Origin of the sequence: Streptomyces aurantiogriseus (assembly GCF_014649375.1) — a bacterium.
In the GTDB taxonomy this organism is placed as follows: Bacteria; Actinomycetota; Actinomycetes; order Streptomycetales; family Streptomycetaceae; genus Streptomyces; species Streptomyces aurantiogriseus.
In genome coordinates this window covers 170,112-190,518 of the sequence record NZ_BMSX01000012.1, presented here as the reverse complement: position 1 = coordinate 190,518, position 20,407 = coordinate 170,112, and the positions used below count along the sequence as shown (strand labels likewise).

General features: G+C 72.6%; 17 protein-coding genes. 10 read left to right on the top strand and 7 right to left on the bottom strand.

What is annotated here, in order from left to right; all coding sequences use genetic code 11:
- Positions 1 to 64 precede the first annotated feature (64 nt).
- From IE263_RS25205 to IE263_RS25190, 4 genes are read left to right on the top strand one after another with little or no spacing between them, the layout of a single operon-like run.
- Positions 65 to 1,015, top strand: coding sequence for a cytochrome c oxidase assembly protein (locus tag IE263_RS25205; protein ID WP_189940038.1), 951 nt, complete (start codon positions 65 to 67; stop codon positions 1,013 to 1,015).
- A 57-nt stretch (positions 1,016 to 1,072) separates the two neighbouring features.
- On the top strand, positions 1,073 to 2,518 hold the full coding sequence (locus IE263_RS25200; RefSeq protein WP_189940037.1) for a PASTA domain-containing protein: 1,446 nt from the start codon (positions 1,073 to 1,075) through the stop codon (positions 2,516 to 2,518).
- A 25-nt stretch (positions 2,519 to 2,543) separates the two neighbouring features.
- The gene (locus IE263_RS25195; RefSeq protein ID WP_189940036.1) at positions 2,544 to 4,316 is read left to right on the top strand and encodes a serine/threonine-protein kinase; all 1,773 of its coding nucleotides are present in this window, start codon (positions 2,544 to 2,546) and stop codon (positions 4,314 to 4,316) included.
- A gap of 28 nt (positions 4,317 to 4,344) precedes the next feature.
- On the top strand, positions 4,345 to 4,515 hold the full coding sequence (locus IE263_RS25190) for a hypothetical protein (protein WP_189940035.1): 171 nt from the start codon (positions 4,345 to 4,347) through the stop codon (positions 4,513 to 4,515).
- A gap of 17 nt (positions 4,516 to 4,532) precedes the next feature.
- On the opposite strand, the gene IE263_RS25185 is transcribed toward IE263_RS25190, so the two are convergent.
- The 4 genes from IE263_RS25185 to IE263_RS25170 form a co-directional block, all read right to left on the bottom strand.
- Positions 4,533 to 5,738 carry a sensor histidine kinase gene (locus tag IE263_RS25185; RefSeq protein WP_189940034.1) on the bottom strand — a complete coding sequence of 402 codons (1,206 nt, stop codon included), beginning with the start codon at positions 5,736 to 5,738 and terminating at the stop codon, positions 4,533 to 4,535.
- Positions 5,735 to 7,465, bottom strand: coding sequence for a sodium/solute symporter (locus IE263_RS25180; RefSeq protein ID WP_189940033.1), 1,731 nt, complete (start codon positions 7,463 to 7,465; stop codon positions 5,735 to 5,737). Before IE263_RS25180 ends, IE263_RS25185 begins: the two co-directional genes overlap by 4 nt.
- A 134-nt stretch (positions 7,466 to 7,599) precedes the next feature.
- Positions 7,600 to 7,962, bottom strand: coding sequence for a hypothetical protein (locus IE263_RS25175; protein WP_189940032.1), 363 nt, complete (start codon positions 7,960 to 7,962; stop codon positions 7,600 to 7,602).
- Between the two features lie 2 nt (positions 7,963 to 7,964).
- The gene (locus IE263_RS25170; protein ID WP_189940031.1) at positions 7,965 to 8,729 is read right to left on the bottom strand and encodes a LytR/AlgR family response regulator transcription factor; all 765 of its coding nucleotides are present in this window, start codon (positions 8,727 to 8,729) and stop codon (positions 7,965 to 7,967) included.
- Positions 8,730 to 8,819: 90 nt separating this feature from the next.
- Between IE263_RS25170 and IE263_RS25165 the strand changes: the two genes are divergently transcribed.
- From IE263_RS25165 to IE263_RS25140, 6 genes are all read left to right on the top strand, one after another.
- Positions 8,820 to 9,323: an Lrp/AsnC family transcriptional regulator gene (locus IE263_RS25165; protein ID WP_189940030.1), complete on the top strand. Its 504-nt coding sequence runs from the start codon at positions 8,820 to 8,822 to the stop codon at positions 9,321 to 9,323.
- 126 nt (positions 9,324 to 9,449) lie between these two features.
- Positions 9,450 to 10,262: a dimethylargininase gene (gene ddaH / locus IE263_RS25160; RefSeq protein WP_189940029.1), complete on the top strand. Its 813-nt coding sequence runs from the start codon at positions 9,450 to 9,452 to the stop codon at positions 10,260 to 10,262.
- Entirely contained in the window at positions 10,259 to 11,476 is a 1,218-nt protein-coding gene (rocD, locus tag IE263_RS25155) for an ornithine--oxo-acid transaminase (protein WP_189940028.1), read from the top strand. The genes ddaH and rocD overlap by 4 nt, the downstream gene beginning before the upstream one ends.
- A gap of 734 nt (positions 11,477 to 12,210) precedes the next feature.
- Positions 12,211 to 14,751 (top strand): SpoIIE family protein phosphatase, encoded by a 2,541-nt coding sequence (locus tag IE263_RS25150; RefSeq protein WP_229911140.1) that lies wholly within the window; start codon positions 12,211 to 12,213, stop codon positions 14,749 to 14,751.
- Between the two features lie 106 nt (positions 14,752 to 14,857).
- Entirely contained in the window at positions 14,858 to 16,099 is a 1,242-nt protein-coding gene (locus IE263_RS25145) for a PP2C family protein-serine/threonine phosphatase (protein WP_189940026.1), read from the top strand.
- Positions 16,100 to 16,248: 149 nt separating this feature from the next.
- A complete protein-coding gene (locus IE263_RS25140) occupies positions 16,249 to 16,971 on the top strand; it encodes a lysophospholipid acyltransferase family protein (protein WP_189940025.1) in 723 nt (240 codons plus the stop codon).
- Between the two features lie 67 nt (positions 16,972 to 17,038).
- On the opposite strand, the gene IE263_RS25135 is transcribed toward IE263_RS25140, so the two are convergent.
- The 3 genes from IE263_RS25135 to ureG all read right to left on the bottom strand — a co-directional run bounded on the left by IE263_RS25135 (position 17,039) and on the right by ureG (position 20,209).
- On the bottom strand, positions 17,039 to 18,637 hold the full coding sequence (locus tag IE263_RS25135; RefSeq protein ID WP_189940024.1) for an alpha/beta hydrolase: 1,599 nt from the start codon (positions 18,635 to 18,637) through the stop codon (positions 17,039 to 17,041).
- Between the two features lie 140 nt (positions 18,638 to 18,777).
- Positions 18,778 to 19,530 carry an urease accessory protein UreD gene (locus tag IE263_RS25130; RefSeq protein WP_189940023.1) on the bottom strand — a complete coding sequence of 251 codons (753 nt, stop codon included), beginning with the start codon at positions 19,528 to 19,530 and terminating at the stop codon, positions 18,778 to 18,780.
- Position 19,531: 1 nt separating this feature from the next.
- Positions 19,532 to 20,209: an urease accessory protein UreG gene (ureG, locus tag IE263_RS25125; protein ID WP_189940022.1), complete on the bottom strand. Its 678-nt coding sequence runs from the start codon at positions 20,207 to 20,209 to the stop codon at positions 19,532 to 19,534.
- Positions 20,210 to 20,407: the final 198 nt, after the last annotated feature.

The window sequence follows — 20,407 nt, the reverse complement described above, 5'->3', positions numbered from 1 at the left end:
GGGGGCAGTTCTAGTCTGGGGGCGGCAGGAAACGTACAACCCCCCACGAATCAGGAGCCGGCGGATGGATCACAGCGGGCACGGCACGACCATGGATCTGCCGCCGTTCACGCTGGGGCAGGGTCTTCAGTGGTCGGCGGACCCGTTCTTCCTCGTCGCCTGCCTGGTGGGGCTGGGCCTGTACGCCTGGGGGGTCGTGCGACTGCGGCGGCGCGGGGACGCGTGGCCGGTGGCGCGGACCGTGTCGTACGTCGCCGGTGTGCTGAGCGTGGCCCTCGTGATGTGCACCAAGCTGAACGACTACGGGATGGTCATGTTCAGCGTGCACATGGTGCAGCACATGGTGATCAGCATGCTGTCGCCGATCCTGATCCTGCTCGGCGCCCCGATCACCCTGGCGCTGCGTGCGCTGCCGACGGCGGGGAAGGGGCGCAAGGGGCCGCGTGAGCTGCTGCTGATGCTGCTGCACAGCCGGTACATGCGGATCATCACCCACGCGGCGTTCACGATCCCGATGTTCATCGCGAGCCTGTACGCGCTGTACTTCACACCGCTCTTCGACTTCCTGATGGGCTCCAAGGCGGGCCACATCGCGATGATGGTGCACTTCCTCGCCGTCGGTGTGGTGTTCTTCTGGCCGATCATCGGCGTGGACCCGGGTCCGCACCGGCCCGGCCATCTCCTGCGGATGCTGGAGCTGTTCGCGGGCATGCCGTTCCACGCGTTCTTCGGCATCGCGCTGATGATGGCGTCGGCGCCGATGGTCGAGTCGTTCGAGAACCCGCCCGCCTCCCTCGGCATCGACGCGCTCTCCGACCAGAACGCGGCCGGCGGCATCGCCTGGGCGTTCAGTGAGATTCCGTCGGTGCTGGTGCTGATCGCGCTGCTGTTCCAGTGGTACAGCTCCGAACAGCGGCAGGCGAAGCGCAAGGACCGGGCCGCCGACCGCGACGGCGACAAGGAACTCGAGGCATACAACGCCTATTTGGCCTCACTGAACGCACGCCAGGGCTGAAAGGCTTTCCGTTCAGTAGCATGAAATGCGTTGACACAACCGCCGGGGGGAGCGGTGATGGCATGTCGCGCATTGACGCACAGGGTTGGCGTTCTGCTGGTTTTCCTGCTGGTGCTGAGTGGATGTGAGCGCGGGGCTCGGCTGTCCGTGGTGAAGGCCGTCGCCATCGGGGTTCCGTCACTCGCGCCCTTCTTCGACGAGCGGCTGGGGCTCGGGCGTGACGCCCGCGTCCCCTCCGGGCCGGTGCCGGGCGGCGGCCTGCAACAAGGGGACACGCCCGGCCTGTACGGCGGTACCCGCGAGGCGTCCGTCTGTGACGTCGAGCGGTTGGAGGACTTCCTCACCGACCCCGCCAACGCACGCAAGGCCCAGGCCTGGGCCGATGTCCTGGACACCACCCGGGCCGGGATTCCGGAATACCTCGACCGGCTCACTCCTGCACTGCTGCGTCACGACACGCTCGTGAAAAACCATGACTACAAGAAGGGGAAATCCGTCTCCTTCGACTCGCTGCTCCAGGCCGGAATCGCGATTCTCGTCGATGAACGAGGGCTTCCGGCCGTGAAGTGTTCGTGTGGAAATCCGCTGCGGCCTTTCCAGGGGGACACGGATCGCATTTCCGTCACCTTCGGCGGTGACAACAAGAAGTGGCGGGGATACGACCGTGCCTCCGTCGTCGCCGTCGAGCCCGCGCCCCGCAACCTGCCCCGGCTCGCCCTCGTCGACGTCGACGAGCCCGGGCGGGGCATCGAGCGGCCGGTGGGGACGGCGGGCGAGAAGGACACCACGTTCAACGCGAGCAGGAAGCGTGCGGTGCCGGCCGTGGCCGGGGCGACGTTCGGGGAGGCGAGCCGGCGGCTGACGGAGCGGGGTTTGGCGGTGGCCTACGAGGGCGGGGCACCACCGGCCGACGAGGCGCGGGTCGTCGGGTCGGATCCGGCGGCGGGGACGGGGCTGCCGTTCGGGGAGTACGTGACGTTGAGGGTGGCGGGAGCTTCTTCGGGCGGGGACGGGAGTACGGCTCCGGATGGGGGCCGGACCACTCCCCCGGGCACGCCGATCCCCGAGCCTTCGGAGACGGACGGCACGACGACAGGGGGGCCTTCGGGGACCTCGACGCCGCCGTCGTCCTCTCCGGCGGGGACCTCTGTGCCGCCACCGCCCTCCCCTTCGAAGACCTCGGCCCCGCCACCGTCGTCCTCCTCGGCGCCTCCTCCACCACCGTCGTCCTCCTCGGCGCCTCCTCCCCCACCACCGCCGTCCTCCTCCCCTCCCCCGCCGTCCTCCGCCTCCGCACCCCCTGCCTCGTCCGCGCCGCCTCCACCGTCATCGCCCCCCGCGCCACCTCCCTCCTCGGCCTCCCAGCCGCCCAGCGGGAAGTCCTCGCCCCCGTCGGCGCCCCCGCCACCGCCCTCGTCCGCGGCCCCTCCGCCCACCACGGCCACCGCCACCGGCACAGCGACCGCGACGCCCCCGGCACCCCAGTCAGCCGTAGAGCCGTAAGCCCGAAGAACCCGGGAGTCGCCGGATGCCTTCAGGATCACCGACGTCGGGAGTGGGCCGGGTCATCGCCGGCCGTTATCTGCTGCTGCACCGGCTGGGCAGCGGCGGCATGGGGCATGTCTGGCTGGCGCACGACCGGAGACTCGCCTGTGAGGTGGCGCTGAAGGAGGTCGTGTTCCGGGAGCCGGCCGGAGCCGAGGAGCGGGAGGCGCGGGTCGCCCGGGCGCGGGCGGAGGCGCGGCACGCGGCGGGGCTGCGTGATCATCCGCATGTGGTGACGGTGCACGACGTGCTGGAGCACGAGGGGCTGCCCTGGATCGTCATGGAGTACGTGGCGGACGCGGTCGACCTGCGGGAGCTGGTCGCCCGGCAGGGCCCGCTCGCCCCGGCCGAGTGCGCGCGCGTCGGTCTGGCGGTGCTGGACGCGCTGGCCGCCGGACACCGCCGGGGCGTTCTGCACCGGGATGTGAAACCGGCGAACATCCTGCTCGCGCCGGACCGCACCGGGGCGCCGTACGGAAGGGTGCTGCTCACGGACTACGGGATCTCCGTGCAGCCGGCCGCAGGTGAGCCGCGCTACACGCTGGCGTCCGCGCTCGTCGGTACGGCGGGGTATCTGGCGCCGGAGCGGGCGACGGGCGGGGCGCCGACGCCGGCCGCCGATCTGTTCTCGCTGGGGTGCACGCTCTACTTCGCGGTCGAGGGGCGGGGGCCGTTCGAGCGGGAGTCGCAGCTCGCCCAGCTGACGGCGGTGGTCACGGAGGAGCCACGGCCACCCGTGCGCGCCGGTGCGCTGGAGCCCGTACTGCGGGCGCTCCTCGCCAAGGATCCGGGGCGGCGGCCGGACGCGGCGGCCACGGAGGCCCTGCTCGGCGGGATCGTCACGGCGCAGGCGGACGGGGCGAACACGCGCACGAGGACCGGTCCGTCGCCGGAGCGGCGCTGGAGCGGGAGTCCGGCGCGCCCGGGCCCGTCCGGCAGGCACCGGCGCTCCCGCGTCCCGCCGGCCGTGCTCGCCGGGCTTCTCGCGCTGGCGCTGGCGGGCGGCGGCGCCTGGTACGCGCTGGGCCGGCAGGCGTCCAGTGAGGGGACCGTCCTGCCGTACGGCGAGGCCGTCGGGCTGGGCCGGACGCTGCGGGACGGGGACTGTGTGCTCGCCGACTGGCCCGGCGGCGCCCGTTTCAGCAGCGTGCCGCGGCTGACGCTCGATCCGGGGTGCCGGGTCGCCGACGGTCAGGTGATGGGGTTCGTCGGCGCCGGGTCGGCGGCTGCGGCGCGGGGGCAGGGGGCGGCCGCGTGCGAGGAGCTGACCTCGGAGATCCGCGGGCGGCTCGCGGACGTGCGCAGCTACGCGGTCGTACCGACGGAGGACGGTTTCGCGGACGCGGGGCGGCGTACGGCCTGTCTGGTGCTGGGGGCGCACGGGCCGGTGTACGGGCCGCCGGGGCGGCACCGCCGGCCGGGGTCGGCGTTCGCCGACACGGCGACGATGCAGAAGCGGGACTGTCTGGACACCCGGTCGAACCGGGATGCCCGGCTGGTGTCCTGCGCCGGGCCGTACGACGAGCTGGTGGTCGGGTTCACCCGGCTGGGGGCCGGGGTGACGCTCGCCGAGGCGCGGACGGAGTCGGACGCGGCCTGTGCGCGGGAGGCTCCGCCGGGCGACCACGGCTTCGATCCGTCGGTGTACGAGTCCGGGTCGTGGAGCAGCGGCGGAGCCTGGAAGTCCGGAACGCATTACGTCGTCTGCACCGTACGGAGGCAGAACGGGGGCACCATGGAGGGGGACACACCCTGAGGAGGGTGTGCCGGAGGAGGGTGTCGCGATGCCCGGTTCCACGGACGGTTCCACGAAGACCATGGGGGTGCTCACCCTCGGCGGTCTCGTCGTGGTGACGGCCTACACGGTGGCGCTCGGCAGCAACGGCTGGCTGTGGTTCGGCTGGGTCGTGCTCGGGCTGATCACGCTCGCGATGGTCGTGATGCGCACGACGTGATGCGCACGACGTGAAACTCACTCCGGGGCGAGGCGGGCCGCCGAGTGCACTCCCGGCTGGTACTTCGGCAGCCGGGCGGTGATCTTCATGCCCGCCCCGGGTGCGGTCTCGATGACCAGGCCGTAGTCGTCGCCGTACACCTGGCGGAGCCGGTCGTCGACGTTGGACAGGCCGATGCCGCCGGAGGGGCTGACCTCGCCCGCCAGGATGCGGCGCAGCAGTTCCGGGTCCATGCCGGTGCCGTCGTCCTCGATGACGACCAGGGCCTCGGCACCGGCGTCCTGGGCGGTGATCCGGATGTGGCATTTGTCGGCCTTGCCCTCCAGGCCGTGCTTGACGGCGTTCTCGACGAGGGGCTGGAGGCAGAGGAAGGGCAGGGCGACCGGCAGGACCTCCGGGGCGATCTGCAGGGTGAGCGAGAGGCGGTCGCCGAAGCGGGCCCGCACCAGGGCCAAGTAGTGGTCGATGGCGTGGAGTTCGTCGGCGAGGGTGGTGAAGTCGCCGTGCCGGCGGAACGAGTAGCGGGTGAAGTCGGCGAACTCCAGGAGGAGTTCGCGGGCGCGTTCGGGGTCGGTGCGGACGAAGGAGGCGATCACGGCGAGCGAGTTGAAGATGAAGTGCGGGGAGATCTGGGCGCGCAGGGCCTTGATCTCGGCCTCGATGAGGCGGGTGCGGGACTGGTCGAGGTCGGCCAGCTCCAGCTGGACGCTCACCCAGCGGGCCACTTCGCCGGCCGCGCGGACGAGGACGGCGGACTCGCGGGGCGCGCAGGCGACGAGGGCGCCGTGCACCCGGTCGTCGACGGTGAGCGGGGCGACGACGGCCCAGCGGACGGGGCAGTCAGGGGCGTCGCAGGTCAGCCGGAAGGCCTCGCCGCGGCCGGCGTCCAGCGGTCCTGCCAGGCGGGCCATGATCTCGGTGCGGTGGTGGGCGCCCACGCCGTCCCAGACCAGCACCTGTTGACGGTCCGTCAGGCAGAGGGCGTCCGTGCCGAGCAGGGTGCGCAGCCGGCGGGCCGACTTGCGGGCGGTCTCCTCGGTGAGGCCGGCCCGCAGCGGAGGTGCCGCGAGGGAGGCGGTGTGCAGGGTCTGGAAGGTGGCGTGCTCGACCGGAGTGCCGAGACCGCCGAGGCTCTCGGGGCGGGCGGTGCGCCGGCCCAGCCAGAAGCCGAGGGCGAGGAAGGGGAGGATCGCGATGCACAGGCCCGCCAGGAAGCCGCTCATGCCTTGACCTCCGCCGCCCGCAGCTCCTCCGCGCGCAGTTCCTCGGGGAGGTGGAAGCGGGCCAGGATCGCCGCCGTACCCGCCGGGACCCGGCCCGGGGTGGCGAGGGACACCAGGATCATGGTGAGGAAGCCCAGCGGTACGGACCACAGGGCGGGCCAGGCGAGCAGGGCGTGCAGCGTGCCCGCCACGGGGAGGCCCGCCATGGTCGCGGCGACGGCGGCGAACGCCGAGCCGCCGCCGACGAGCATCCCGGCGGCCGCGCCGGGCGGGGTGAGCCGGCGCCACCAGATGCCGAGGACGAGCAGCGGGCAGAAGGAGGACGCCGAGACGGCGAAGGCGAGTCCGACCGCGTCGGCCACCGGCAGCCCGCCCACCAGCACGCTCGCCGCGAGCGGTACGGCCATCGCGAGGCCGGTGCCGAGCCGGAAGTGCCGTACGCCGCGGGAGGGCAGGACGTCCTGGGTGAGCACGCCCGCCACGGCCATCGTGAGTCCGGAGGCCGTGGACAGGAACGCGGCGAAGGCGCCCCCGGCGACCAGCGCGCCGAGGAGGTCGCCGCCGAGGCCGCCGATCACACGGTCCGGCAGCAGCAGGACCGCGGCGTCGGCGTCGCCGGTGAGGGCCAGTTCCGGGGCGTAGAGGCGGCCGAGTGCGCCGTAGACGGGCGGGAGGAGGTAGAAGCCGCCGATCAGGGCGAGGACGGCGACGGTGGTGCGGCGGGCGGCGACGCCGTGCGGGCTGGTGTAGAAGCGGACGACGACGTGCGGCAGCCCCATGGTGCCGAGGAAGGTGGCGAGGATCAGCCCGTACGTGGCGTACAGGGGGCGTTCCTCGCGGCCGACGGCGAGGGAGGTGGACATGCCGCCGTTGCTGCCGCGGTCGGCGGTGGGGACGGCCGTGCCCTCGGGGAAGGTGAGGCGGGTGCCCCGGTCGATGCGGTGGGTGCCGGCGGGGAGGCTGAGTTCGGCGTCCTTGTGCGGGCGGCCGTCGACCGTGCCGCTCACCGTGACGGTCAGAGGCCGGTCCAGTCTGAGGTCGAGGGTGTCGTCGACGCGGACGGAGCGCTGCTCGCGGAAGGCGGGCGGTTCCTCGAAGGCGTGCCGGGGGGCGCCGTCACCCTGCCAGGCGAGGATCAGGAAGAGGGCGGGGACGAGGAGGGCGGTGAGTTTGAGCCAGTACTGGAAGGCCTGGACGAAGGTGATGCTGCGCATGCCGCCCGCGGCGACGGTCGCGGTGACGACGACGGCGACGATCAGTCCGCCGAGGGTGTCGGGCGCGCCGGTCAGGACCGTCAGCGTCAGCCCGGCGCCCTGGAGCTGGGGCAGGAGGTAGAGCCAGCCGACACCGACGACGAAGGCGCCCGCGAGGCGTCGTACGGCCTGGGAGGCGAGGCGGGCCTCGGCGAAGTCGGGGAGGGTGTAGGCGCCGGAGCGGCGCAGGGGGGCGGCGACGAAGAGGAGGAGGACGAGATAGCCGGCGGTGTAGCCGACCGGGTACCAGAGCATGTCCGGGCCCTGGACGAGGACCAGACCGGCGATGCCCAGGAAGGACGCGGCGGAGAGGTACTCGCCGCTGATCGCGGCCGCGTTCAGGCGGGGGCCGACGGTGCGGGAGGCGACGTAGAAGTCGGAGGTCGTGCGCGATATGCGCAGGCCGAAGGCGCCGACGAGGACCGTCGCCACGACGACGAGGGCGACGGCGGGGACGACGAAGGTCGAGTTCACGGCGCTGCCGCCCCTCGCCCCACCGCTCCCTGGCGCAGCGATCCCTGGCTCATCGATCCCTGCCTCATGGGTCTTGTCTCATGGGTCTTGCCTCATCGGTCTTGCCTCATCGGTCCTGGCTCATCGGTCCTGGCTCATCGGTCCTCGACCAGGCGTACGAGGTCGCGTTCGTTGCGTTCGGCGCGGCGCACGTACCAGCGGGCCAGGAGGACCAGCGGGGCGTACAGGCCGAAGCCGAGGACCGCCCATTCCAGGAGGCGGGCGTCGGGCATCGCCGCGAACAGCAGGGGCAGCGGGCCGACGAGCAACCCGAGGACGGCGAACACGGTGAGCGCGGCCCGCAGCTGGGTGCGCATGAGGGAGCGGACGTAGGTGTGCCCGAGGGTGGTCTGCTCGTCGATCTCGGTGCGCGGGCGGTAGTAGCCGGAGGTGCGGCGGGTGCGGCGGGGCGGGCCGGTGACGACGACGCGGCGCTCGGCGGGGTCCTGGTTCGGCACCGTCACGGCCTCCTCATCAGCAGATCCCGCAGCTCACGGGCGTGGCGGCGGCTGACCTGGAGCTCCTCGCCGCCGACCAGGACGCTCACCGTGCCCGCGTCCAGTCGCAGTTCTCCTATGTGGCGCAGGGCGACGAGATGGCGGCGGTGGATGCGGACGAAGCCGCGGGCCCGCCAGCGTTCCTCCAGGGTGGACAGCGGGATCCGTACGAGGTGGCTGCCGCGGTCGGTGTGCAGCCGGGCGTAGTCGCCCTGGGCCTCGACGTGGGTGATGTCGTCGACGGCGACGAACCGGGTCACACCGCCGAGCTCGACGGGTATGTGGTCCGGGTCGGGCTCGTGCACGGGGATGCGCGGGGCGGTGCCGCGCGGCTCGGCGGCGCGGATCTCGACGACGCGGCGCACCGCCTCGGCGAGGCGTTCCTTGCGGACGGGTTTGAGGACGTAGTCGACGGCCTTGAGGTCGAAGGCCTGGACGGCGAAGTCCTCGTGGGCGGTGACGAACACGACCAGGGGCGGCCGGGCGAAGCCGGTGAGCAGCCGGGCCAGGTCGAGTCCGTCCAGGCCGGGCATCTGGATGTCGAGGAAGACGACGTCGATGGCCTCCGGGCCGTCCGGACCCGACTCCAGCGCCCGGTTGATCCGGCGTAGCGCCTCGGTCGCGTCACCGGCGCCCTCCACGCTCCCGATCCGGGGATCCGCGGTGAGCAGGTAGAGCAGCTCCTCCAGTGAGGGGCGTTCGTCGTCGACGGCGAGGGCGCGCAGCATGAACGTGGAGTGTAGGGGCGATCCGCACGTCTGGACACGTGCCGGGTGTGGACGTATCCGCTGCGTACGCTGCCCGCATACAGTGCCCGCATGAACAGCGGCCCTGCCTCCTTCGACGAACTCGACCGGAAGATCCTCACCGCGCTCATGGCGAACGCCAGGACGAGCTTCGCCGAGATCGGCACGGCGATCGGCCTGTCGGCGACGGCGGTCAAGCGCCGGGTGGACCGGCTGCGGGACACCGGGGTGATCACGGGGTTCACGGCCACGGTGAAGCCGTCGGCGCTGGGCTGGCGCACGGAGGCGTACGTCGAGGTGTACTGCGAGGGGGCGGCGCCGCCGCGGCGGCTCGCGGAGGTGGTGCGCAACCATCCGGAGATCACCGCGGCGATGACGGTGACGGGCGGCGCGGACGCGCTGCTGCACGTGCGGGCGCGGGACGTGGAGCACTTCGAGGAGGTGCTGGAGCGCATCCGTGTCGAGCCGTTCATCCGGAAGACGATCAGTGTGATGGTGCTGTCGCACCTGCTGCCGGAGAGCCCGGAGGCGGGCGCCACCCACGCGGCCCCGGACAGCGCAGCAGACATGCGCTGAGCAGGCAGAATACGCAGCATTCCTGCGCGGACACGCAGCTTTTCTTCCTTGTCGGGCGTCCCGGTCGCTTTCTACCGTGGTGTCAACCCCAAGTCGACATCGCAGGAAAAGCGGAGGAACCCCTCTGTGACCGTGAGCCGTGTGCCGCGCCTTCGGCGCTTCCTGGTCTGTGAACCCAGACACTTCGCCGTGCAGTACGCGATCAATCCCTGGATGCATCCCGACTCCCCCGTCGACGTCGACCTCGCGCGGGAGCAGTGGCAGTCGCTGATCCTCGCCTATCGCGCCCACGGCCACACCGTCGACACCGTGGAGCCGGCCCCGGGCCTGCCCGACATGGTCTTCGCCGCGAACTCCGCGGTCGTGGTGGACGGCCGTGTCTTCGGTTCCCTCTTCCACGCGCCCGAGCGGCGCCCCGAATCCGTCCACTACGACACCTGGTTCAAGGCGGCGGGCTACGACGTCCACCGGCCCGAGTCCGTGTGCGAGGGCGAGGGCGACCTGGTGTGGACGGGCCGGTACCTGCTGGCCGGCACGGGATTCCGTACCACCCGTGAGGCGCACCGCGAGGTGCAGGAGTTCTTCGGGCACCCGGTGATCAGCCTGACGCTGGTGGACCCGCACTTCTACCACCTGGACACGGCGCTGTTCGTCCTCGACGACGAGAACATCTCCTACTACCCGGAGGCGTTCTCGCCCGGCAGCCGGGAGGTGCTGGCCCGCCTCTACCCGGACGCGGTGCTCGCGACCCGCGAGGACGCGCTGGCGTTCGGGCTCAACTCCGTCTCCGACGGCCGCCATGTCTTCATCGCCCCGCGGGCCGAGGCCCTCGCCGCCCGCCTGGCCGACCGCGGCTATGTCCCCGTCCCCGTCGACCTGTCCGAGTTCCAGAAGGCCGGCGGTGGCATCAAGTGCTGCACCCAGGAGATCCGTTCATGACCGCACCCGCTCGTACGCGTACCTCCGCCGACCTGATCCGGGCCGAGGAGCCCGTGCTCGCGCACAACTACCACCCGCTGCCCGTGGTCGTCGCGCGCGCCGAGGGCACGTGGGTGGAGGACGTCGAGGGCCGCCGCTACCTCGACATGCTGGCCGGCTACTCGGCCCTCAACTTCGGCCACCGCCATCCGGCGTTGATCGAGGCCGCCCACCGCCAGCTCGACCGGCTCACCCTCACCTCCCGCGCCTTCCACAACGACCGGCTGGCCGAATTCGCCGAGCGGCTCGCGGAGTTGACCGGCCTCGACATGGTGCTGCCGATGAACACCGGCGCGGAGGCGGTCGAGAGCGGCATCAAGGTGGCCCGCAAGTGGGCGTACGAGGTGAAGGGCGTCCCGGCCGACCGGGCGACGATCGTCGTCGCCGCGGACAACTTCCACGGCCGGACGACGACGATCGTCAGCTTCTCCACGGACGAGACGGCGCGGACGGGCTTCGGGCCCTTCACGCCGGGCTTCCGGATCGTGCCGTACAACGACCTGGCCGCGCTGGAGGCGGCGGTCGACGAGACCACGGCCGCGGTGCTGATCGAGCCGATCCAGGGCGAGGCGGGCGTCGTGATCCCGGACGACGGCTATCTGGCGGGGGTGCGTGCGCTGACCCGCCGGGCGAACTGCCTGTTCATCGCGGACGAGATCCAGTCGGGGCTCGGGCGCACGGGCCGCACGCTGGCCGTCGAGCACGAGGAGGTCGTGCCCGATGTGCTGCTGCTGGGCAAGGCGCTGGGCGGCGGGATCGTGCCGGTGTCGGCGGTCGTCGCGCGGCGGGAGGTGTTGTCGGTGCTGCGGCCGGGTGAGCACGGGTCGACGTTCGGCGGCAATCCGCTGGCGGCGGCCGTCGGGACTGCGGTCGTGGAGCTGCTGGAGACCGGTGAGTTCCAGCGCCGGGCGGCCGAGTTGGGGGTGGTCCTGCGGGACGGGCTGACCGGGCTGGTCGGCAAGGGGGTCGTCGGCTTCCGCTCGCGCGGGCTGTGGGCGGGAGTCGATGTGGATCCCGCGGTCGGTACCGGGCGGGAGATCGGGGAGCGGTTGCTGCGGGAGGGGGTGCTGGTGAAGGACACCCATGGGTCGACGATCCGGCTGGCACCGCCGCTGACGATCACCGGTGAGGAACTCGGGTCGGCGCTGGGGGCGTTGGAGAAGGTGCTGGGCTGAGAGGGCGGTAAGGGGGCTGGGCGAGGGTGGCGACCTCGGGGAGGGGGCCCTTGCGGGGGCCCGGGCGAGGGGCTGGCAAGCGCTGGGGGCGCCGCCGCCGGGTGCGCGCCGCGGTTCCTCGCCCCCGCCAACGGGTGCGCGCCGCGGTTCCTCGCCCCCGCCGCCCCTACCCATTCCCCTCCCCAGGGGCTCCGCCCCTTCGACCCCGCCGGGGGCTCTCCCCCCCGGACCCCTGGCGGGGCTGTGCCCTGGCACCCCCGCATGGTTGCACCCCAGGACCACCAGGGGCCTCGCCCCTACGACCCGCCGGAGGCTTTGCCCCCGGACTCCATGCGGGGCTGCGCCCCGGCACCCTCCGCATGACTACACCCCACAACCACCAAGGGCCCCGCCCCTACAACCCGCCAGAGGCTCCACCCCCCGACCCCTGGCGGGGCTGCGCCCCGGCACCCCCGCATGATTGCGCTCCCACGACCAGCAAGGCACTTCGGCCCTACCCCGGGTCAGGGCCCCGTCCCGCCGCCCGGGGCGAGGCTGCACCTCTGCATCCCCGCGGGGGTGCGCCCCACGACCACGTCGGCACAGGGGCGGCCCGTCCCCAACGCCGAGCGGGGGGCTGCTGAGGGCGGGGGTGTGGTCGAGGGCCGTACAAGTGGCCCGGCCGTACTCGTGCGGGCAGGGTGAAGATGGGGGCAGGAGGTGGTAGACCACTCTCAGCGACAGAGAGGTCGGCCGTGGGCACACAGAACGAGGACGACGTGGCCCGCCGGCGGTTCGACGTGGCGGATGCCGCGCCCCTGCTGCTCGACGGGCGGGGCGTGGTGACGAGCTGGACCAGGGACGCCGAGCGGTTGCTGGGGTATCCGGCCGCCGAGGCGGTGGGGAAGGACCTGGGCGGGCTGGTGACCCACGCGGACGCCGGGCGGGTGCCGGACGTGCTCGAGCGGTGCCGCCGGGAGGGCGGATGGGCGGGGCTGCTGTCGGCCCGGCGCCGGGACGGTGAGCCGGTTCCGGTGATGGCGCGGATCACTTCGGCCGACGAGCCCGGTGGTCCGGCGCGCTGGCTGGTGCTGCTGAACGAGATGGGCGACGCCCCCGGCTGGAGCATGAGCCGCTCGATGTTGGAGCAGATGGTGAGCGGCTCGCCGATCGGCATCGCGATCGTGGACGCCGACCTGCGCTTCGTGTGGTCGAACGCGGCCCTGTCCCGGTTCGGCGGCGGCCCGCCCGAGCGCCGGCTGGGCCTGCGGCTGGCGGACGTCCAGCCGGGTCTGGACGCCGAGGCGGTCGAGGCCCAGATGCGCCACGTGCTGGAGAGCGGCGAGCCCGTCAACGGGTACGAGCACGTGGGGCGGGTCCGGGCGGCGCCGCACCGGGAGACGGCGCACATGCTGTCGTTCACCCGCCTCGACGACGACCACGGCAACCCGATGGGCGTCTACTACACGGTCGTGGACATCACCGACCTCCACCGCGCCCGACAGCGCCTGGCCCTGCTGGACCAGGCCGGCCGGCGCATCGGCCGCAGTCTGGACATCGTGCGGACCGCGCAGGAGCTCGCCGACGTGGCGGTGCCGGGCTTCGCCGACGCCGTGGCCGTGGACCTGCTGGAGGCGGTGCTACGGGGGGCGGAGCCGGTGGTGGGGCAGGCGGGGGACGGGTCCGTCGCGGGGCAGGCAGGGGACGGGTCCGTGGCGGAGCAGGCAGGGGGCGGGGCCGTGGCGCTGTGGCGGGCCGGGCAACGGTCCCCCTCCGGGTCCGCTTCCGGACCCGGGTTCAGGTTCGGGTCCAGCGCCGGGTCCGGGTCGGGGTCGGGGTCCGAGGCGTCTGGCCACTCCGATCCCGTCGTCGCCTATCCGGCCGACTCGCCGCCGGTCCACTGCCTGGTCGGCGGGCGGGCGTGGCTCTCGGAGCGGCTGGGGCCGGAGGCAGAGAGCTGGCGGCCGGTCCTGCCGGCGGTCGGCGGGGAGCACGCCGGGCCGCCGAGTGTGCTGGTCGTGCCGGTCCGGGCGCGCGGCACCACCCTCGGTGTCACGACGTTCCTGCGCCGCCCCACCCAGGAGCCCTTCGGCCAGGACGACGTCGTCCTCGCCGAGGACCTGGTCTCGCGGGCGGCCGTCTGCGTGGACAACGCCCGCCGCTACACCCGCGAGCGGGACGCGGCGCTGGTGCTCCAGCGCAGCCTGCTCCCCCACAGCCTGCCCGAGCAGGACGCCGTCGAGGTGGCCGCCTGCTACCGGCCGGCCGACGAGCTGACCGGCCTGGGCGGCGACTGGTACGACCTGATCCCGCTGTCGGGGGCCCGGGTCGCCCTCGTGGTGGGCGAGGTGCCCGGGCACGGCATCGACGCCGCCGCGGCCATGGGCCGGCTGCGCACCGCCGTCCGTACGCTCGCCGCCCTGGACCTGCCGCCCCACGAGGTCCTCGCCCACCTCGACGACCTGGTCGCCCGCACGGCCCACGAGGAGGGCGGGCCGGAGGCCGGGACGGAGTCCGTCGGGTCCGGGTGCCTGTACGTCGTCTACGACCCCGTCGACGGGCGGTGCGCGATGGCTGCCGCCGGGCATCCCGCCCCGGCTGTCGTCCTGCCCGACGGCACGGTCACCTTCGTCGACCTGCCGCAGGGACCGCCCCTGGGCGTGGGCGGGCCGCCGTTCGAGTCGGCCGAGCTGCAGCTGGCACCGGACAGCACGCTCGCGCTGCACACGGACGGGCTGCTGGCCCACGGCGAGGAGTGGGCGCTCGACGCGGACCGCGACCGGCTGCGGCGGGCCCTGGAGCGGCCGGCGCCCTCGATCGACCTGCGCTGCCGGACAGTGATCGACGTCCTCGTCCCGGAACGCCCGCACGACGACGTGGCCCTGCTGATGGCCCGCACCCGGCGCCTGCCCCCGGACCGGGTCGCGGACTGGGAGCTGCCCGTCGACCCGGCCGCGGTCGCCGAGGCCCGCAAGGCCGCGAGCCGCCGGCTGGCCGACTGGGACCTCACGGAGTTGTCGTTCACCACGGAGCTGGTGGTGAGCGAACTCGTCACCAACGCCATCCGCTACGCCTCCAGCCCCATCCGCCTGCGTCTGATCTGCGGGCGCACCCTGATCTGCGAGGTCCACGACGGCGGCGCCACCGCACCCCATCTGCGCCACCCGCGCACCACGGACGAGGGCGGGCGCGGACTGCTGCTGGTCTCGCAGGTCACCCGCCGCTGGGGCACCCGCTTCGTCCCGGACGGAAAGATCATCTGGGCTGAGCAGCCGCTCACGGGCCCCGGGGTGTGACGCGGCCCCGGCTCCCCGCATCACGGGACCCGGCTCCCCGCATCACACCTCCCCACCTCACACCCCGTGCGAAAATGACGCAAAGCCGGCAGATGGGGCATGGGTCATGAACGACACGGCGATCGACTACGCGGCGGTGTTCCAGGCCCTGCCCGGGATGGTGGCCCTCCTGACGCCCGGGCTGGTCTACGCGGACGCCAACGAGGAGTTCCTGCGCCTGGCCGGCCGCAGGCGCGAGCAGGTGATCGGACACCACCTCTTCGAGGTCTTCCCGGACAACCCGAACAACCCCGCCGCGGACGGCATGCGCAACCTCGAGGCCTCGCTGCGCCGGGTGCTGACCACCGGCGAGCGCGACGCCATGGCCCTGCAGCGGTACGACGTCGAGTCGCGCACCCGGCCCGGGGAGTGGGAGGAGCACTACTGGAGCCCGGTCAACGCACCGGTGTGCGGACCGGACGGCTCGGTGGTGCTGCTGGTGCACCGCGTCGAGGAGGTCACCGAACTGATCCGGGCCCGGGCCGGCCGCGCCGCCGGCCCGGCCGGGAGCCGGGGACGGGTGCTGGAGGCCGAGCTGTACACGCGCGCCCGTGAACTCCAGGAGCTCAACGAGCGCCTGCGCCGGGCGCACGCCCGCGAGCGCGAGGTGGCCCTCGCCCTCCAGGAGGCGATGCTGCCCGCCCGCCGCCAGGTCCGCCACCACGGCACGGCCGTGCGCTACCGGCCCGCGGTCGGCGCGCTCAACGTCTGCGGTGACTGGTACGACCTCGTCGACCTCGTCGGCGGCCACCGCATCGGCGTCTCCGTCGGCGACGTCGTCGGGCACGGCCTGGAGGCCGCCGGGGTGATGGGCCAGCTCCGCAGCGCGCTCAGCGCCGCCTCCCGGGTCGCCGAGGGCCCCGCCCAGGCGCTGAACGTTCTGGGCCGGTACGCCCACGTGGTGGACGGCGCCGAGTCGGCGACGGCGGTCACGACGTTCATCGACTTCGACCACCACACCATCACCTACAGCAGCGCCGGCCATCCCCCGCCGGTGCTGGTGCACCCCGACGGCCGGGTGGAGTTCCTCGACCGGGCCACCGATCCCCCGCTCGACGCCCACCCCGACCCGATGCCCCGGCCGCAGGCGACCACCGCCTTCGACTCCGGCGCCACCCTCACGCTGTACACCGACGGCCTGGTGGAACGGCGGCACGAGGACATCGACACCGGCCTGGCCCGCCTGGCCGACGCGCTCGTCGGCCACCGGTCCGCGGACCCCGAGACCCTCGCCGACGCCGTCCTGCTGGAACTGCTGCCGCCCGGGGGCGCCACGGACGACACGGCGCTCGTGATCGTGCGGCTGTGAGGGAGGCCCGGGACACGCGCGATGACGCCCCGTCAGGCCGCCGGGTTCCGACCATCACCGCCCCCGCCTACACTGGCACCCCACACCATGCCGGTTGACCTGCTGGAACACGGCGGCCCCGCCGATCCGCCGAACTGAGGAGCGATCCCTTGTTCTACTACCTCCTGAAATACGTGGTGTTGGGACCGCTGCTGAGAGTGCTGTTCCGGCCCCGAATAGAGGGGCTCGAACACGTTCCGGCATCGGGAGCGGCGATCGTCGCGGGCAACCACCTGTCGTTCTCGGACCACTTCCTGATGCCCGCGGTCCTCAAGCGGCGCATCACCTTCCTGGCCAAGGCCGAGTACTTCACGGGTCCCGGCATCAAGGGCCGGCTGACCGCGGCCTTCTTCCGCAGCGCGGGGCAGATCCCGGTCGACCGCTCCGGCAAGGAGGCCGGCCAGGCCGCGATCCGCGAGGGCCTCGGCGTCCTGAGCAAGGACGAGCTGCTCGGCATCTACCCGGAGGGCACCCGCTCGCACGACGGCCGCCTCTACAAGGGCAAGGTCGGCGTCGCGGTGATGGCGCTCAAGGCCGGTGTACCGGTCATCCCCTGCGCGATGATCGGCACCTTCGAGGCACAGCCACCGGGCAAGCTGATCCCCAACATCCACCCCGTCGTCATCCGCTTCGGCAAGCCCCTCGACTTCTCCCGCTACGCAGGAATGGAGAACGAGAAGGCGGTCCTGCGCGCGGTGACCGACGAGATCATGTACGCGATCCTGACCCTGTCCGAGCAGGAGTACGTCGACCAGTACGCGGCCGTGGTCAAGGCGGAGGAGGCGGCGGCGAAGGAGAAGGCACGCAAGTTCCCGCGGCTGCCGCTCAGTTGACAGCACCGAGACAGCAGCGAGGGGCGGCCGGTGCGATCCGGCCGCCCCTCGTCGTCCGTGGTCGCGCTTACGGCTTGGGCGTGGCGTGCGGGGCGCAGGTCACGTCCGCGGTGTCCAGCTTTCCGGTGAGGAGGTAGGCGTCCACCCGGGTGTTGATGCAGGTGTTGACCAGGCTGGTGACGCCGTGGGAGCCCGCGTCCTTCTCGGTGATCAGGCGGGAGCCCTTGAAACGCTCGTGCAGTTCGACGGCGCCCTCGTAGGGGGTGGCCGCGTCACGCTCGGACTGCACGATCAGCACCGGCGGCAGGCCCTTGTGGGTCTTGACGTTCACCGGGGTCTGCTGCTTGCCCGGCCAGAAGGCGCACGGCAGGTTCATCCAGGCGTTGGCCCAGGTCAGGAACGGGTAGTCCTTGTGGAGCCGGGTGTTGTCGCGGTTCCACTTGCTCCAGCTGGTCGGCCACTTGGCGTCGGTGCACTCGACGGCCGTGTAGACGGCGTTGCCGTTCTCCGAGGCGATGTTGCCGGCCGTGTCGGTCATGTCCGGGGCAGCCGCGTCGACGAGGGCCTGGGTGTCACCGGCGAAGTACTTGCTGAAGACGGTGGCGACCGGGATCCACGAGGAGTCGTAGTACGGGGCGCCCTGGAAGAAGCCGATCAGCTCGGCCGGGCCGACGACCCCGCCGATGGGGTTCTTCTTGGCGGTGGCGCGCAGCTGAAGCCACTTCGCCTGGACAGCGGCGCGGGTGGTGCCGAGGTGGAAGGTGGCGTCGTTGGCGGCGACCCAGTCCTGCCAGTCCTTCCAGCGGCCCTCGAAGGCGACGTCCTGGTCGAGGTTGGCCTCGTACCAGATCTTCTCCCGCGACGGGTTGACGACGCTGTCGGCGATCATGCGGCGGACGTGGCCGGGGAAGAGGGTGCCGTAGACGGCGGCGATGTAGGTGCCGTAGGAGACGCCGAGGAAGTTCAGCTTCTTCTCACCGAGCGCGGCGCGGATGACGTCCAGGTCGCGCGCGGTGTTCGGCGTCGTCATGTACGGCAGCATCTCGCTGCTGCGCTCGTAGCAGCCCTCGGCGTACTCGCGGGCGAGCTTTATCTGGGCGAGCTTGTCGGCCTCGCTGTCCGGGACCGGGTCGGCCTTGGGCGCCTTGACGAACTCCTGCGGGTCGACGCACGAGATGGGCGCCGACTTGCCGACGCCGCGCGGGTCGAAGCCCACGAAGTCGTAGGCCTTGGCGACGTTGGCCCAGACGGGGGCCTTGGTGGTCACGCGGCGCGGGAAGCGCAGCCCGGAACCCCCCGGACCACCGGGGTTGTAGACGAGCGCACCCTGGCGCTCCCCCTTGGTCCCCGTGTTGCCGATGCGGTCGACGGCGAGCTTGATCTGCTTGCCGTCGGGCTTGGCGTAGTCGAGCGGCACGGTGACCCAGCCGCACTGGATCGGCTTCTCCAGGCCCCAGTCGGCGGGACAGTCCTGCCAGTCGATCCCGGCCTTCGCGGCGCGCTCCGCGGCGATCGCGGCACCGCGCATCTCCCGGTCCTGCCCGGACCGGCTGCTGGTGGCGCTGGCCGTGGGCGCGGCGACCGCTCCGGCCAGCAGGGTCGCGGCGACGAGCACGCCGGCCGAGCCGAACGCCGCCGTCCGCCTGTTCGGTCGTATGTCCCTCAAGTGGGGCCCTCCCCGTACCTAGTGACGACTTGTAGGGGGATCCTTGCGGCTGTGAGGTCCCTGAGAACAGGTGTCACTGACCTTCTTTGCCAATCCGATAACCGGAGAGGGCCGTCCCGCTCACCGGATGAACTGGTCGGTCACGCCAGAAAGTTGAGGGCCTCGTCCAGCACACGCCGCAGCCGCAGCCCGTCCTTGGCGACGGCGGTCACCAGGGCGGCGGGCCCGGCGAGCGGCACCAGGGTGGCGCTGTCGGCGAGGACGCGGGCGGACACGGGGCGCTCGGCGAACTCGGGCCGTACGACGACCAGTTGCCCCACAGCGCGACGCCCCGCCAGCACGGCGGGCCCGTCCCAGCCCCCTGGAGCGCCGGGCCCGCAGGCAAGCTCCTGATCGAGCGTCACACGCCCACCGACCCGCACGACGAGCCGACTGCGGAGCCGTCCGGGCTCCTCCCCCGCCCGCCCCAGCACCTGTTCCTCGCGGAGCACGAGCCGCGCACCGGGGGCGAGGTCGACGCGGGTGGTGACGTGGAGGTCACTGCCCTTGGCGGAGATCAACGGTTCGGGCAGCCAGTGCAGTTCACCACCGTCGGCGACATCGATCCGTACGTCGTAACGGGCCTCGTCCTTGAGCTGCCCCGGCAGGGCGATGGTGGCGGCCGCCGACCCCAACCGCAGCCGGGCGCCCCTCTCCACACTCGCCTCGACGGCGAAGCGGTCCCCGCCCAGGGGCCCGCTCATGGCCCCGACGAGCATGACCCGGGCCTCCCCCTGATCGCCCCGGGTCCGCCGCAGCGCGAGGGGTCCGTCGCTCTCGAGAACGGGCAGCGATGTCCCGCCGCGCCCGTCCTCCCGCGCCCGGATCCGCGCCGTGGCGTGCACACCCCTCATGTCACGCCACCCATGCGGCAAGCTGCGCCCGCACCCAGGCGGCCACGTCGCTCACACCGCTCTCGCTCCTCAACGACTGGAAGACGACCGGCAGTTCCGCACGCTGCGCCTTGGCATCGGCAGCCATCCGGGCGAGGTCGGACCCGACGTACGGCGCGAGGTCGGTCTTGTTGACGACGAGAAGGTCGGCGGTGGTGACACCGGGTCCGCCCTTCCGCGGAATGTCGTCCCCACCGGCGACGTCGATGACGAAGATCTGCGCGTCCACGAGCCCCTTGGAGAAGGTGGCGGTGAGATTGTCCCCACCGGACTCGATGAGGATCAGATCGAGCGGCCCGACCTCGTCCTCCAGGTCCTCCACAGCTTCGAGGTTGGCCGAGATGTCGTCCCGGATCGCGGTGTGCGGACAGGCACCCGTCTCGACGGCCGTGATCCGCTCCGGCGGCAGCACGGCCTCCCTGAGGAGGAACTCGGCATCCTCCCGCGTGTAGATGTCATTGGTGACGACGGCCAGGGACAACTCGTCACGCAACGCACGACAGAGCGCGGCAACGGTGGCCGTCTTCCCGGACCCCACAGGACCCCCGAGCCCGATCCGGAGAGCCCGCCGCGACCCGTCCCCACGACGAGCATCGGCACTGACAGCAGGGGGGCCGTCATGAGTGTGGTCGAGGTGCATGTGCGGCTCCTTGGGGAGGGGACGGGGGCAGGAAGGAGGGTGGTGGGACAGGGGCAGGAAGGCGGGTTTTCGGCTGGGGGCCGAAGTCACGGCGGAGCGGGTGCCGAAGCTCCGGTGGGACGGGCAGGAAGGCGGGTTTTCGGCTGGGGGCCGAAGTCACGGCGGAGCGGGTGCCGAAGCTCCGGCCGGACGGGAGGG

Coding starts and splice junctions, on each gene's coding strand:
- IE263_RS25205 (WP_189940038.1), top strand. CDS start 65: ATGGATCACAGCGGGCACGGCACGACCATGGATCTGCCGCCGTTCACG.
- IE263_RS25200 (WP_189940037.1), top strand. CDS start 1,073: ATGGCATGTCGCGCATTGACGCACAGGGTTGGCGTTCTGCTGGTTTTC.
- IE263_RS25195 (WP_189940036.1), top strand. CDS start 2,544: ATGCCTTCAGGATCACCGACGTCGGGAGTGGGCCGGGTCATCGCCGGC.
- IE263_RS25190 (WP_189940035.1), top strand. CDS start 4,345: ATGCCCGGTTCCACGGACGGTTCCACGAAGACCATGGGGGTGCTCACC.
- IE263_RS25185 (WP_189940034.1), bottom strand. CDS start 5,738: ATGAGCGGCTTCCTGGCGGGCCTGTGCATCGCGATCCTCCCCTTCCTC.
- IE263_RS25170 (WP_189940031.1), bottom strand. CDS start 8,729: ATGCTGCGCGCCCTCGCCGTCGACGACGAACGCCCCTCACTGGAGGAG.
- IE263_RS25165 (WP_189940030.1), top strand. CDS start 8,820: ATGAACAGCGGCCCTGCCTCCTTCGACGAACTCGACCGGAAGATCCTC.
- rocD (WP_189940028.1), top strand. CDS start 10,259: ATGACCGCACCCGCTCGTACGCGTACCTCCGCCGACCTGATCCGGGCC.
- IE263_RS25145 (WP_189940026.1), top strand. CDS start 14,858: ATGAACGACACGGCGATCGACTACGCGGCGGTGTTCCAGGCCCTGCCC.
- IE263_RS25130 (WP_189940023.1), bottom strand. CDS start 19,530: ATGAGGGGTGTGCACGCCACGGCGCGGATCCGGGCGCGGGAGGACGGG.
- ureG (WP_189940022.1), bottom strand. CDS start 20,209: ATGCACCTCGACCACACTCATGACGGCCCCCCTGCTGTCAGTGCCGAT.